This window comes from Geoalkalibacter sp. (genome assembly GCF_030604225.1).
Taxonomy (GTDB): Bacteria; Desulfobacterota; Desulfuromonadia; order Desulfuromonadales; family Geoalkalibacteraceae; genus Geoalkalibacter.
In genome coordinates, this window is sequence record NZ_JAUVWH010000090.1 from 1 (window position 1) to 13,558 (window position 13,558).

At 63.5% G+C, this 13,558-nt stretch carries 10 protein-coding genes; 2 read left to right on the plus strand and 8 right to left on the minus strand.

From position 1 onward, the window contains the following. The 4 genes from QAT43_RS10410 to mutS all read right to left on the minus strand — a co-directional run. On the minus strand, positions 1–736 hold a 736-nt coding region (locus QAT43_RS10410; protein WP_305043007.1), incomplete at its 3' end, for a tyrosine-type recombinase/integrase. A 24-nt stretch (positions 737–760) separates the two neighbouring features. Next, positions 761–3,466, minus strand: a complete 2,706-nt coding sequence (glnD, locus tag QAT43_RS10415) for a [protein-PII] uridylyltransferase (RefSeq protein WP_305043008.1) — start codon at positions 3,464–3,466, stop codon at positions 761–763. Between the two features lie 58 nt (positions 3,467–3,524). Continuing rightward, positions 3,525–4,823: an N-acetylmuramoyl-L-alanine amidase gene (locus QAT43_RS10420; protein ID WP_305043009.1), complete on the minus strand. Its 1,299-nt coding sequence runs from the start codon at positions 4,821–4,823 to the stop codon at positions 3,525–3,527. A 61-nt stretch (positions 4,824–4,884) separates the two neighbouring features. Further along, entirely contained in the window at positions 4,885–7,497 is a 2,613-nt protein-coding gene (gene mutS, locus QAT43_RS10425; RefSeq protein WP_305043010.1) for a DNA mismatch repair protein MutS, read from the minus strand. 188 nt (positions 7,498–7,685) lie between these two features. On the opposite strand from mutS, the gene QAT43_RS10430 reads away from it, so the two are divergent. Both QAT43_RS10430 and QAT43_RS10435 read left to right on the plus strand, forming a co-directional pair. Further along, a complete protein-coding gene (locus QAT43_RS10430) occupies positions 7,686–8,186 on the plus strand; it encodes a hypothetical protein (protein WP_305043011.1) in 501 nt (166 codons plus the stop codon). A 6-nt stretch (positions 8,187–8,192) separates the two neighbouring features. Continuing rightward, positions 8,193–9,137, plus strand: coding sequence for a cation diffusion facilitator family transporter (locus tag QAT43_RS10435; RefSeq protein WP_305043012.1), 945 nt, complete (start codon positions 8,193–8,195; stop codon positions 9,135–9,137). A 57-nt stretch (positions 9,138–9,194) separates the two neighbouring features. Here the strand turns inward: QAT43_RS10435 and QAT43_RS10440 are convergent, their stop codons facing one another. The 4 genes from QAT43_RS10440 to QAT43_RS10455 all read right to left on the minus strand — a co-directional run bounded on the left by QAT43_RS10440 (position 9,195) and on the right by QAT43_RS10455 (position 13,279). After that, positions 9,195–11,174, minus strand: a complete 1,980-nt coding sequence (locus tag QAT43_RS10440) for a methyl-accepting chemotaxis protein (protein WP_305043013.1) — start codon at positions 11,172–11,174, stop codon at positions 9,195–9,197. A gap of 114 nt (positions 11,175–11,288) precedes the next feature. Beyond that, a complete protein-coding gene (locus QAT43_RS10445) occupies positions 11,289–12,266 on the minus strand; it encodes an ROK family protein (protein ID WP_305043014.1) in 978 nt (325 codons plus the stop codon). Continuing rightward, positions 12,266–12,676: an ExbD/TolR family protein gene (locus tag QAT43_RS10450; protein WP_305043015.1), complete on the minus strand. Its 411-nt coding sequence runs from the start codon at positions 12,674–12,676 to the stop codon at positions 12,266–12,268. The genes QAT43_RS10445 and QAT43_RS10450 overlap by 1 nt, the downstream gene beginning before the upstream one ends. Positions 12,677–12,679: 3 nt before the next feature. After that, entirely contained in the window at positions 12,680–13,279 is a 600-nt protein-coding gene (locus QAT43_RS10455; protein ID WP_305043016.1) for a MotA/TolQ/ExbB proton channel family protein, read from the minus strand. Between the last annotated feature and the right edge of the window lie 279 nt (positions 13,280–13,558).

Below are 13,558 nucleotides of genomic sequence, written 5' to 3' on the forward strand. Positions count from 1 at the left end.
AATGGCGAAGGGTGTGGGGCGTGATGTTCTTGCGGATACCGGCCTGCAGCGCGCGGCGCTTAATAATCTTCCAGAACCCCTGGCGTGTCAACCCCCGCCCCGAGCGATTGAGAAACAGGTAGGGACTACCGGATTTTTTCTCCAGCAGCGCCCTCGGACCTTGCAGGTAGGTATCCAACTCGGCCAGCGCCGTTTCCCCCACGGGCACCACCCGCTCCTTGCGCCCCTTGCCCAGGGTGCGCACGCAGCCGACCAGGGCCTGCACGTCGCCAAGCTTGAGGCCGACCAGTTCGGAAACCCGCAACCCCGTGGCATAAAGCAGCTCCAGCATGGCGCGATCGCGCGCGCCGATGGCGTCGGCTTCGCGGGGAGCGGCGAGCAGGCGCTCCACTTCCCTGGGCGAGAGAACCTGCGGCAGGGCCTGGGTCAGGCGCATGGATTCGATGCGCGCGGCGGGGTTGAGGGCGGTGACTTTTTCCGCCACCAGAAACTTGTGGAAGGTGCGCACCGCGACCAGGGAGCGCGTCTGGCTGCGCGGCGCCAGACCCTCTTGGCGCAAGGCGCCGAGAAAGCCCACCACATGGGCCGGGGTGATGGCGTCGATCGCCGAGACCCCCTGCTTGTCGAGGAAATCGGCGTAGCGGGCCAGGTCGCGCCCGTAGGCTTCGAGGGTGTTAGCCGCCAGGCCGCGCTCGACGGCCAGATAGTTCATGAAATGGTCGAGATGTTGCTCCATAACCACCTACGGAAAAACCGGTTTTTAATCCTCGTCGAGGCAGGCCAGCATGCGCCGCCTGATCTCCACCTGCTTTTCCTCGCCCAGGATTTTCTGCCCGAAAATGTCCTGGACGTAAAAGACGTCGGCCGCCTGATCGACCTTGGTCGAGATCTTCGCCACGCCGATGTAGAGTCCCAGTTCCTTGAGGGTCTTGGTGATCTGGTACAGCAGACCCACCTTGTCGTGGGCATAGATTTCAATCACCGTGTACTGGGCGGACGCTTCGTTGTCGATTTCGACGCGATTGGGAAAGCGCGGTCGCGGGCGCTCGATCATGAATGCCGGCGGGCGGCGCTTGGCGACGAGTTCCTCGACCCGCGCCCGGCCTTCGATGACCGCCGTCAGTTCCTCCTCCACCCGCTGCCATTTTTCCGGATTCTCGATGGTGCCCCCCCCGGGGGCGGCCACCTGCAGGATGTCGAGGGCCTCGCCGTTGCGCCGGGTGTGAATCTGCGCGCCGAGAATGTTGATGGCATTGGCGGCCATGACCCCGGTGATCTTGGAGAACAGTCCGGGAATATCCAGGGTGGAGAGGGTCACCTGGGAAAAGCCCCGCCGGGTTTCATGCTCGACCTTGAGGGCCAGGGTGCGGGTGCCGCGCCCCAGAGCCAGGCGCAGATGCTCGGCAATGTCCGCCGAACGGTAGTTCATGAGGTAGCGCGTGCTCATGGCGCGCAGCTGGTCGCGCACCAACCGCTGGTCGAACTCGTCGTGAAGTTTTTCCAGGACGTTGCGCTTGCGGTTGCGCAGTTTTTCCGAGCGCTTCTCCATTTCGAAGTCGCCCTTTTCCAGCACCTGGTAGGTCTTTTCGTAGAGTTCATGGAGCAGCATGCCCTTCCAGTCGTTCCACACATCGGGACCAACGGCGCGCAAATCGGCGAAGGTCAGCAGGTAGAGCATCTTGAGGTTTTCGCTCATGCCCATGGTGCGCGCGAACTGAATGATGAGCTGATCGTCGTGCAGGTCGCGCCGCTGGGCGATGTGCGCCATGTCCAGGTGCCGGCGCACCAGAAATTCCAGACGCTGGCTGTCCTCGCGGTTGAGGCCGAAGCGCCGGGCGATGGTGGGCATCAGATCGGCCCCCTTGTTCGCGTGGTCCTTGCCCTCGCCCTTGCCGATGTCGTGAAACAGCACGGCCAGCAGGAGCAGTTCGGGCTTTTCGATGTCGTTGGCCAGGCGCGTGAGCACCGGGTGCTTCTCGGCATATTCGCCGGCGCGCAGTTTGAGGATCTCTTCCACGGCGAAGATGGAATGGGTGTCCACCGTATAGGTGTGGTAGAGGTCGTGCTGCACCTTGCAGAAAATCCGGCCGAACTCGGGGATGAAGCGATTGAGGAACTGCAGGTGGTGCATCTCGCGCAAGGTCTGGCCGACGTCGCGCGGCCCCCGCAGGATCTCGAAAAAGGTTTCGTTGATGGCCCGGGCGCGGCGCACCTTGTCGTTGAGCAGGGGCAGCGTGTCGCGAATCATGCCCTTGAGAGCCAGGCTCATGGGCACCTGATGACGCTGGGCCAGCAGAAAGGCGCGCATCATCTTGGCCGGATCCTGGGCGAAGACCGTCGAACCGTTGACCCGCAGTTCCCCACGCAGGATGTAGAAATCTGGTTCGATCTGGCGGCGGGTCAGGTAGCCGAGCAGCCGCGCGGAAGGCTTGTCCTGCTGGGTGATGCGGGCGATCAGAGAGGAGGCGAGATGCTCCACGCGGGTCGCGTGGTAGTAATAATCCTGCATGAACTGTTCGACGGCCAGCGCCTTGCGGTTGTTGTGATAACCCAGGAATTCGGCGATTTTTTCCTGGTGATTGAACTGCATCTGGTCGCTCTTGCGCGCGCTCAGATAATGCAGGTGATTGCGAATGCGCCACAGATAGTCGAAGGCCGCCTCGAATTCCTGCTGCTCGCGCTCGGAGATCACCCCCTTGATCACCAGATCCTTGAGGCTGCGCGCCTTGTATTTGACGCGGGCGATCCAGACCGCGGCGTGCAGATCCCGCAGCCCCCCCTCGCCTTCCTTGAGATTGGGCTCCAGCAAATAAACCGAACTGCCGTATTTTTGCAGGCGTTTCTGGTTTTCCTCGATTTTCTGGCGAATGAACCCCTGGCTGTTGCGGTTGAGCAGCACCTCGAGCACCTGGGCGAGGTAATCCTGGTATAAGCTTTCGTCGCCCGCCACGAAGCGCGAATCGAGAAGCGCCGTGCGCACGGTCACGTCCTGCTCGGCCAGATCGAGGCAATCCTGGCGGGTGCGCACGCTGAAGCCCACATCCAGTCCCAGATCGAACATCAGATAGAGCATGCGCTCGGAAATTTTTTGGGCGAATTCCCGATCCCGCGGATTGTAGTAAAACATGATGTCGATATCCGAGCGCGGATTGAGCTCGCAGCGACCGTATCCCCCCAGGGCAATCAGGGCGCACTGGCCGAAGCGGCCCTGGTCCAGGTCGGCCGACACCGCCCGGCAGAGGGTCGCGATGAGCAGATCGAACATGCGGGTGAGATCCGTCACCACCCGGGTTCCGCTCGCGCCGGCTTCATGCAGCCCGCGGATGCTCTTTTGGCCGGCGTCCAGATAGCCGCGGGCCGCCTGGAGCAGAAGGGGGCGCCGCTGCTCGAACTCCTCCACGGAAGGCGTCAGGAGGCTCGGGGGGAAATGGGGATCGATGGGGAAAGTCGTGGTCTGGGGGCTCATGAATGCGAACTCGGGGGGCGAGAGGAGTTGACGGGGACGGCGGCCTTGGCGCGGGGCATCAGTTTTGCGCCAGCAGATTGAGGGCGACGCCGTAATTGCGCACCGCGCGGGCAATGGCGCGCGCGCTTTTGTCCTGAAACTGGCGATCGGCCAAGAGGGCTTCTTCGCGCGGATGACTGATGAAGGCCACCTCGACCAGCACCGAGGGCATGGTGGCGCCGATCAGCACGTGAAAAGGCCCCTGGCGCACGCCCAGATCCTTGATGTTGGTGAAACTGCGGCTGAGATCGGAGACCAGGGCTTTTTGAATCTCCGAGGCAAGGCGGCTCGATTCGTTGATCTTGGCGTTGGCCATGAGGTCGAAGAGAATGGCCTCGAGATCACCCACTTCCTTGAGCGTGGTGCCGTTTTCCCGCGCGGCGACCGCGGCCGCCTGCTCACTGCGCGCCAGATTGAGGAAATAGGTTTCCGTGCCATAGGCGCCGCGGTTGGGGCTGGCGTTGGCATGCAGGGAAATGAACAGGTCGGCATCGAGGCGATTGGCGATGGCGGTGCGCTCCTGCAAGGACAAATAGACGTCGCGGTCGCGAGTGAGCCGGACTTCCACCCCCAGCTCTTTTTCGAGATGGGCCTTGAGCAGCTTGGCCATGGCCAGATTGACGTCTTTTTCGAGGATACCGTTGGGCCCTACCGCCCCCGGATCCTTGCCGCCATGGCCGGGATCGACCACGATGCGGCGCAGGCTCGCGCGCTCCTGTCCGCTGGGCAGATGGATGCTCAAGGGCTTGTCGTCGGGCGCGCGATCGAGAATGCGCCCGATGCCGTCATCCTTGCCCGGCGACGCCTTGGCCGGGGCCTTGGCCACGGGTGGTGCCGTGGGCTTGGCGGCCGGCGGTGCGGGCGGCAGAGCCCGGATTTCCGGAGCGTTGCTGCTGATGGACGGCAATCCGCCCCCGGCCAGGTCGATAACGATGCGGAAGGGATCGGCGAGGTGAAACACCTTGTAGTCGCCAAGCTTGGTCAGATCGAACACCACCCGCGTGGTGCTCGCCTGAGGGCTGCCGAGACGTACCTGCTTGAGCAGGCCGTCTTCCACGGGATAGCCGGCCTTAAGGGTCGCAGCCCGCTCGGCGCCGAGAATATCGACATAGAGGCGATGACCGATGCCGGCCTTGGGATCGGCGGGCAGCGTGGCGAATCGGTACTCGACCTCGCGGGAGACGTCGATGACCACCCGCGTGTAGGTCGGGTTGCTCCAGAAGCGCAGATCCTGCACCTTGGCCGGGGCGCGTCCCTGCCCCAGGACGCCGCTCGGCGCCAGGAGCAGCATGAGAGTAAAAATCAGAAAAGTTTTCATGGGATTCATGAAGGTCCCTCGATGAAGTGTCTTGTTCGCCCCGAAACCCCGAGACGGCCCCTCAGACCAGCTTCTTGAGACTGTCGAGCAGGTTGAGGGCTTCCAAAGGCGTCAGAACGCTGACGTCGATCTCTTCCAGACGCCGCCGCAGGGCATCCTCGCCGCCCCCGAACAGGGACAGTTGCGGATTGGGCGCCTGCGACCTCCGCCGGCTGCGCGCCAGGCGCGGCTCGCCCTCGCGACCGAATTCGCCGGCCTCGAGGTTGCGCAGCACTTCCTTGGCCCGCTCCACCACCGCGGCGGGAATGCCCGCCAGGCGCGCCACCTGGATGCCGTAGCTGTGGCTGGCGCTGCCCTTGACGATCTTGCGCAGGAAAATCACCTGATCGTTCCATTCGCGCACCGCCACGTTCCAGTTCTTGACGCGCTCGCGGGTCTGGGCCAGATCGGCCAGTTCGTGGTAATGGGTGGCGAACAGGGTTTTGGCCGCGACCTGCGCCTGGTCATGCAAGTATTCGGCCACCGCCCAGGCGATGCTCAGGCCGTCAAAGGTCGAGGTGCCGCGCCCGATCTCATCGAGGATGATGAGACTGCGCGGCGTGGCGTTGTGCAGGATGTTGGCCGTTTCGGTCATCTCGACCATGAAGGTCGATTGCCCCGAGGCCAGGTTGTCGCTCGCACCGACACGGGTAAAGATGCGGTCCACCAGCCCGATGCGCGCGGCGCGCGCCGGGACGAAGCTGCCCATGTGGGCCATGAGGGTGATCAGGGCCACCTGACGCATGTAGGTCGACTTGCCGGCCATGTTGGGGCCGGTGATCACCAGCAATTGGTTTTCCTGGGTATCGAGGAGGACATCGTTGGGCACGAAGCGCTCGCCAAGATGCATGCGCTCGACCACCGGATGACGCCCCTCCTCGATATGCAGCCGCGTGCTCTCATCGACTTCGGGACACACATAATCGGCTTCGTGAGCCAGATCCGCCAGGCCCAGCAGCACATCGAGTTCAGCCAAAGCATCGGCGGTGCCCTGCAAGCGCGGCCCCAGCAGGGCGACCTGGCGGCGCACTTCCTGAAACAGGTCGTACTCCAGCGCCTGGATGCGCTCCTCGGCGCCGAGCACCTTGCTCTCGTAGTCCTTGAGGGCCGGGGTGACGAAGCGCTCGGCGTTGACCAGGGTCTGCTTGCGCTCGTAATCGGCGGGCACGCGCGCCAGATGGGTGCGGGTGATCTCGATGTAGTAGCCGAAGACCTTGTTGTAGCGCACCTTGAGGGACCCGATGCCGGTGCGCTCACGCTCCTGCAGTTCGAGCTGCGCGATCCAGCCCTTGCCTTCGCGGCTGATCAGACGCAGTTCATCGAGTTCGGCATTGAAACCGTCGCGGATGAGGCCCCCTTCACGCAGCACGAAGGGCGGATCATCGACCAGGGCCTCGGCGATCAGTTGTCGCACATCCTCCAGGGGATCGATGGCCGCCGCCAGCTTGACCAGCAGGGGGGCCGTCAGGGGCGCGACGAATTCCAGAATGCCGGGAAGCCTCTCCAGCGAGGCGCGCAAAGCCGTCAGGTCCTTGGCGCCGGCACTGGCCATGGCGATGCGCGCACCCAGCCGCTCGAGGTCATAAACACCATCGAGGGCGCTGCGCAGCTCGTCGCGCGGACCGACCTGCTCCCGCAGTTCGCCCACCGCCGCCAGCCGCGCGCGGATGCGAGCCACGTCGGCGAGGGGATACTGAATCCAGTGACGCAGCTTGCGCCCGCCCATGGCGGTCACCGTGCGATCCATGACGCCGAGCAGCGAGCCCTTTTTCCGTCCCTCGCCCTGGGTGGCGGTCAGTTCCAGATTGCGGCGGGTGGACGCATCGAGAATCAGGTGCTCGCCGGCAAGATAGGGCGAGAGGCCCCGAATGTGCTCCAGGCTGCCCTGCAAGGTCTGCTGGAGATAGTGCAACACCGCGCCCGCGGCCCGTACACCGACACTGAGATGCTCGCAGCCGAAGCCTTGCAGGCTTGCCACCGCGAAAAAATCGAGCAGCAGACGCCGGGCGCGATCCTCCTCGAACACCCATTCGGGCAGGCGCGTCACCAGGCGCCCCTCCAGCACCGGACGCAGCGCCGCCTCCAGTTCCTGGCCCGCGCCCTCGCCGGCAAGCAGCACCTCGCGGGGATCCAGGGAGAGGAGTTCGCTGCGCAGGTCGTCCAGGTCCCGGCATTCCGTCAGCCGAAAAGCCCCGGTGGTGATGTCCAGGCAGGAAAGGCCCAACACGCCGCCATCCCCCCCGGTCAAGGCCAGCAGGAAGTTGTTTTCCTTGGGCTGGAGATTATCGCCGTCGACCACCAGGCCGGGGGTGACCACCTGCACCACCTCGCGACGCACGATGCCCTTGGCATCGCGCGGATCTTCCACCTGCTCGCAGATGGCGACCTTGAAGCCGTTGTCGATGAGGCGCGCGATGTAGCCCTGACTGCTGTGATAGGGGATGCCGCACAGCGGCACCTGCTCGGCCGCGCCCTTGTTGCGCGAGGTCAGGGTCAAGCCGAGAACCCGCGAGGCGGTGACGGCATCGTCCATGAACATCTCGTAGAAGTCGCCGAGACGAAAAAAGAGAATGGCGTCGGGATGCTGGGATTTGATCTCCAGATACTGACGCATCATGGGGGTGCTGCTGGACATGCGCGAAACACCTCGAAACGACTGGGCCAAGTCAAACGGAATTATGTTAACAAAGCCGCGAAGGGATGTAAATATGCGAAAGATGTGGCATTGCCTGAAATTCGCGGAAAACCCGGGCAAAACCCTTGACCGCCCGGAGCGACCTGCGCACAATGACGCGAATCTGAAAAACCACGGGAGCTTACCCTATGAGCCAAACCCCGGACAAGGTGTTCGCCGAAGAAAATTTCACCGTGGCCGACCTCGCCGACGAAATCCGCGTCGATGAACTCTGCCGAAGTCTGCTGCGGCGCTTCTACGAACATTCAACCCAGGAAAAGGGTCTGAGTGCCGAGGACGGCGCCGCCCTCGCCTGGGGCGCGGACTATTTCCTGCGCGACTTCATCATCGCCGAGCGCCAGGACAACCTCTTGCGCATCTCCCCGGCCCGCATCCGCCAGTTCGGCGGCACCTGGTACATCATCAAAAACCTTGAGCCCAACATGGGCGAGCTCAGCGCGCACCTGCGGGGCATCGCCGCCTTCTACCGCTTTCTCGCGGACCAGGGCCTGATCAGCGCGCACCAGGCCGAAGAGCTTGCCGAGGCGTGCGCGGACCTCGCTTTCTACCACGAGCGCATCGAATCCTTCTGGGCCATCACCGGCGACGGCTACCTGAGCTGGGAACGGGCCTGCAGCCTCAAGGACTGAGCGACGGTGGCCCAAGTCAACCGCAAAATTAGGGCCGCCCGCCTCTCGGTGGCCACCGCGTCGGGGCTTGCCGTGCTCAAGCTGGTGACGGGCCTGCTCACCGGCTCCATGGCGATCCTGTCCTCGGCGGTCGATTCCCTCCTCGACATCCTCATGTCCGGGGTCAATCTGGTCGCCATCACCCAGGCGGAAAAACCCGCCGACCAGAGTCACCCCTTCGGCCACGGCAAATACGAAACCCTGGCCACCCTGGCGCAAAGCTCCATCATCGCCCTCTCGGGGCTGCTGATCATCGCCGAATCGATCCGGCGGCTCCTCACCGGCAGCGAACTGCGTGGCGTCGAAGGCGGCATCGCCGTGCTGTTGATCTCCCTCGTCGCCTCGTGGCTGATCAGCCGCCACCTGCTGCGCGTGGCGGACGAAACCGATTCCTCGGCCCTCAAGGCCGATTCGCTACATTTTTCCATGGACGTCTACACCAACGCCGGCCTGCTGGTCGGCCTGGTGGTGATCCGGCTTCTCGACCTGCCCTGGCTCGACCCGGTGCTGTCCATCGCCATCGCCTGCTACATTCTGTTCGAGGCCGCGCGCTTGGTGCGCCACGGCCTGCGCGACGTGCTGGACGAGGAATTGCCCGAAGCGGTGCGCGCCGAAATCACCAGCCTGATCCGCGCCCACGGTGATCTGCATCTCGATTTCCACAACCTGCGCACGCGCCGCGCCGGTTCCCAGAAGATCATGGATTTTCATCTGACGCTGTGCCGTCACCTCTCCCTGGAAGAGGCCCATCGCATCGCCGATCACCTGGAAAAACGCATCGAAGAGGAGATTCGCGGCGCCGACGTCACCATCCACATCGAGCCCTGCGAAATCGAAAATTGCGCCCACGAACGCGAACGCTGCCCGCATCGCGAGAAGGTACTGCATCTCATCGACGGATTTTCCAAATAGAAAAGGGGGCGACAAGCCCCCTTTTGAATGATCCTCCGCAAATCGGTCGTCACACCGTCACGCCTGCTTGAGCCGCTCCAGGCGCTCCACCACCTCGCGGCTCTGCTTGCGGCGCCCCTCCATCTCGGAAAAGATCCGCTCCGCCATCTCCTGCACCGATTCGACGCCGGTTTCGATGTCGCGGGTGTCCTTCTCCTGCTTGGCCGTGGCCACCACCATGTCCTCGGCCATGTTCTTGACGTCCTCGATGGACTTGACGATGCTGCGGGTGCCCTGGGCCTGCTCGCGAAAGGCCAGGGACACCTGGGCCGCCATTTCGCCCAGTTCCTCGATGGATTTGCTGACGTATTCGGCGCTGTGCGCGACTTCCTGGGTGGCGCTGCGGATCTCGCGCGCCATGCCCATGGCGTTGACCGAACTCTCCAGGATGCGCCGCAGGGATTTTTCCGTGCCGCGTCCCATCTCCAGTCCCTTGTCCACCCATTCGCCCGTGCGGCCGATGTGACCCACCGCCCGCTGAGTGGAATCCTGGATCTCCTGAATGATTTGGGTGATGGCGCCCGTGGAACTGGCCGTTTCCTGGGAGAGCCCGCGAATCTCCTCGGCCACCACGCCGAAGGAGCGTCCCTGCTCGCCGGCCTGGGCGGCGATGATCGCCGCATTGAGCGCCAGCAGATTGGTTTTTTGAGTAATTTCGTTGATAACCGTGGTGATGTGATCGATTTCCTGGCTTTTCTGCGACAGGGTTTCAATGACCGCCGCGGCATCGCGCACCGCCAGGGCAATGCCCTGCAATCCCTCCAGGGTGTTGGCCACCACCGCCACCCCATCCTCGGCTTGCTTCTGCACGGTTTCCGACATCTGCTGGGAAATGGCGCCGTTTTCCTCCACGGTGCGAATGGTCGTGGAAATCTCGGTCATGGCCGAGATGGAATTTTCCATGAAGTCGGTAAGCAGCTTCATGTTCTGCGACACTTCCTCGATGGAGACGGAAATCTCGCTGGACGCCGACTGGGTGCTGTTGACCGCGTCGCGCACCACATCGGCGCCGCCGGCGATTTCGGTGATGGATGAGGCCGTGGAGGCCGTGGCGCGCTTGAGGGAGGAGATCTGGCGCGAGTAATCCTCGCGGTACCTGGAGAAATCGTCGAAGGTGTGGTTGAGTTCGCGAATCAAGGTTTCCACGGCGCCGATCAAATTGATCTTGGTCAGGGCCGCCGAGACCTGATCGGCAAAGAGCTTGACGGTATCCACGTCGGTTTCGTCAAGGTTCTTCTGCTTGGACTTGTTATCGACGCCGAAGAGTCCGACCACCTGATCGTTGACGATGATCGGACAGAGAATGAAGCTGCGCGAGCGCAGTTGCGGAAGATCGCGCAAAGGCGGCTCCAGGCGATACTCGGGCGCCATGGCGCGCACGTTGTCCACGAGAATGATGCGCCGCTCGTTGGCCGCGAGAAACAGGGCGCCGGCGCGGCGATCCAGGGGAATGGCCGGCAGGGAACCCGAGGCGTCGCCACCCCGACAGGCCACCCAGTTAAAGGCGTCGCGGGTTTCGTTGACCATGAAGATGTTGACGCGGTCATAACCGAGGATGCGATGCAGGCCCTCGGCCGCCAGGTTCAGCACCTCATCGGCGACAATGGTCTTCTGGATATTGGCGTTGATGGCGTGAAAGTTCTTAATGCTGGAATTGAGATCGCGGAAGCGCCGCTCGAATTCTTCCTTCTGGCTGGCCACGGCTTGATTGAGTTCATTGAGGCTGCGGGCGCGTTCGTGAATCGCCTGGCTCGACTTGCCGATGAAAAAACCGAAGCAGCCCAGAACCACGGCCGTCCCTCCCCCCATGTAGAGGTAAAGGGCCAGATTTTCGCCGCCGCTGACCAGGCTGCGCCCCACGTGTTCCCAGAAGCCCAGGTCCGGCGACCGGAACAACAAGGGATGCAGCAGAATCCAACCGATGGGCGCGAGAATGCCGAGGCCCACCCCACCCAGCGCATAGAGCAATTTGCGATCGACGTTCCGATTGGCCTTCACACCTTCAAGCCCCCCTGTGTTCTTCGCTCGACAACACCTGAAGACTAACCGTCTTCCTTGTCCAGGTCAAGAAATAATTAGCAAAAAACAATAATTTAAATCTTACAAAGCGTCCTACCCCTTGGACATCTTCCAGGCCGCAAGTGGATGACAGGCAAAATGCGCCGCGCCAAGAATGCCCGCATTGTCGCCGAGGGCGCCGGCAACAATCCGGAGGCGCTGCGCGGGGCGCGCGAAGGCACGCGCGAAAAGTTCACGGCGCAGGGCCGGCAGCAACAGGTCGAGACTGGAGGCCACACCGCCGCAGATCACCGCCCCGTCGAGATCAAGCAGATTGACAACGGCGGCCAGAACCTGCCCCAGGCGCCGTCCGGCCTCGCCCAGCACCTCCAGCGCCAGGCCGTCGCCTTGGCGCGCGGCCTCGCCGACGGCCGCGGCGGTCAGGGCGGCGCCTTCCAGTTGCGCCAGAACCGATGCACGACCCTGGCCAAGGGCCTCGCGCACCGACAGCAGGATGCCCGTCGCCGAGGAGTATTGTTCCAGACAGCCGCGACTGCCGCAGCCGCAGGGGCGCCCCTCGGGTTCGACATTAAGATGGCCGACTTCGCCGGCGCAACCGTCGGGGCCGGCCCACAACCGCCCGTCGAGGATGATTCCGCCGCCCACTCCCGTACCGAGAGTGAGGGTCAGGGAGGCATCCAGGTCCTGCCCCGCGCCCCAGATCCTTTCGCCCCAGGCGCTGGCGTTGGCGTCGTTGAGGGCGGCCACGGGCAAGCCAAGGCGCCGTTCAAGTTCCGCGGCAAACGCCAACCCGTCGAGGATCCCCAGATTGGGCGCCACGATCACCCGGCCCGCGCCGTCAACCAGTCCCGGCACTCCGGCCCCCACCGCCTTCACCTTTGCGCCCCGCAGGCGCACCTGCTCGACCAGGGCGCGACACTCCAGGACCAGGCGCGCCAGCAACGCCTCGGCGTCCTGGAACTCGCGACTCGATAGTCGCGCGCCCGCGCCGATTTGGCCCTGTCCATCAACCAGGGCCAGGCGGCAATTGGTGCCGCCGAGATCGATGCCGATGAGCAGTTCCCGATCCATCAGCGAGGGCGCTCCTCCTCCGTGGCGATGGCCAGGCGACTGAACCCGGCGGCGCGGGCGGCATCCATCAGCTCCACGACCCGGCCATGTCTGGCCTCGCGATCCGCCAACAGCAGAAAAGTGGTTTGCGCGGCCCGCGGCCCGTAGCCGGTGAGGCGTTCGCGCAAGGCGTCGAGAGTGGTTTTTTCCTCGCCGACGAAAATATCGCCCTCGCGGGAAAGATAAATCTTAAGTTCCTCGGGTTCGCGCTCGATGGCCTGGGCGCCAGATTCCGGCAGTTTGATGTCGATGCCCGGCGTTTCCACGAAGGTGGTGGAAATCATGAAAAAAATCAGCAGCAGAAAGACCACGTCGACCATGGGGGTGATATCGACGCGTACTTCCTCCGAACGTCTGCGGCGAAAAGCCATGGTCTAGCTCTCCAGCAAATCGACGAGGTGCAGGGAATATTCTTCCATCTCCAGGGTGATGCGCTCGGCCCGGCCGCTCAGGTAGCGATGGCCGAGAATGGTGGGAATGGCCACGGTCAGACCGGCGGCGGTGGTGATGAGAGCCTGGGAGATACCCCCGCCCAGCGTCGCCGGGGTGCCGACGCCCTGGGTGGCGATCACGTTGAAGGCCTGGATCATGCCCCACACCGTGCCCAGCAGCCCCAAGAGCGGCGAGATATTGGCGATGGTCGCGAGCAGCCCGAGATAGCGCGCCAGGGGCGCGGCCTCGCGATTGCCGGCTTCTTCCACCAGGGTCTTGATCTGATCGCGGCTGCGGCCGGCGGCACGCAGGGCCGCGATGAAAATGCGCGCCAGGGGCGTGCCGGTGCGCTGACAGATGATGACGGCCTCGTCGAACTTGCGTTGCGCGGCGAGTTTTTCGATCTCGCGCAGCAGATGATCCGATCCCTGGCGAATACGGAAATAGACAAAGGCCCGCTCCAGAAAAATAGCCAGCGCGATCACCGAGCAGGCGCCGATGGGCCACATGAAGGGGCCGCCCTGTTTGAGCAGTTCAAGCATTGAGCGATCATCCTTTCCAGGAAGATGGGGGAGTGTCTTGTCAACGGGTGGGAATTTCGGCGGCGCCAGGGTAGCACGGGGCCGCGCGGAATTCAAAAAGTTGCGCGTGCGCCGCGACCTAAGCTTCGCCGACCGCCTCTAGAAAAGCCTGCCGCAGCAGCCCATAGGTTTCTTCCAGGTGCTGGGGCACCACACGGACATCGGCGAACACCGGCATGAAGTTGGTATCGCCGTTCCAGCGCGGCACCACATGGTAGTGCAGATGATCCGTCACCCCGG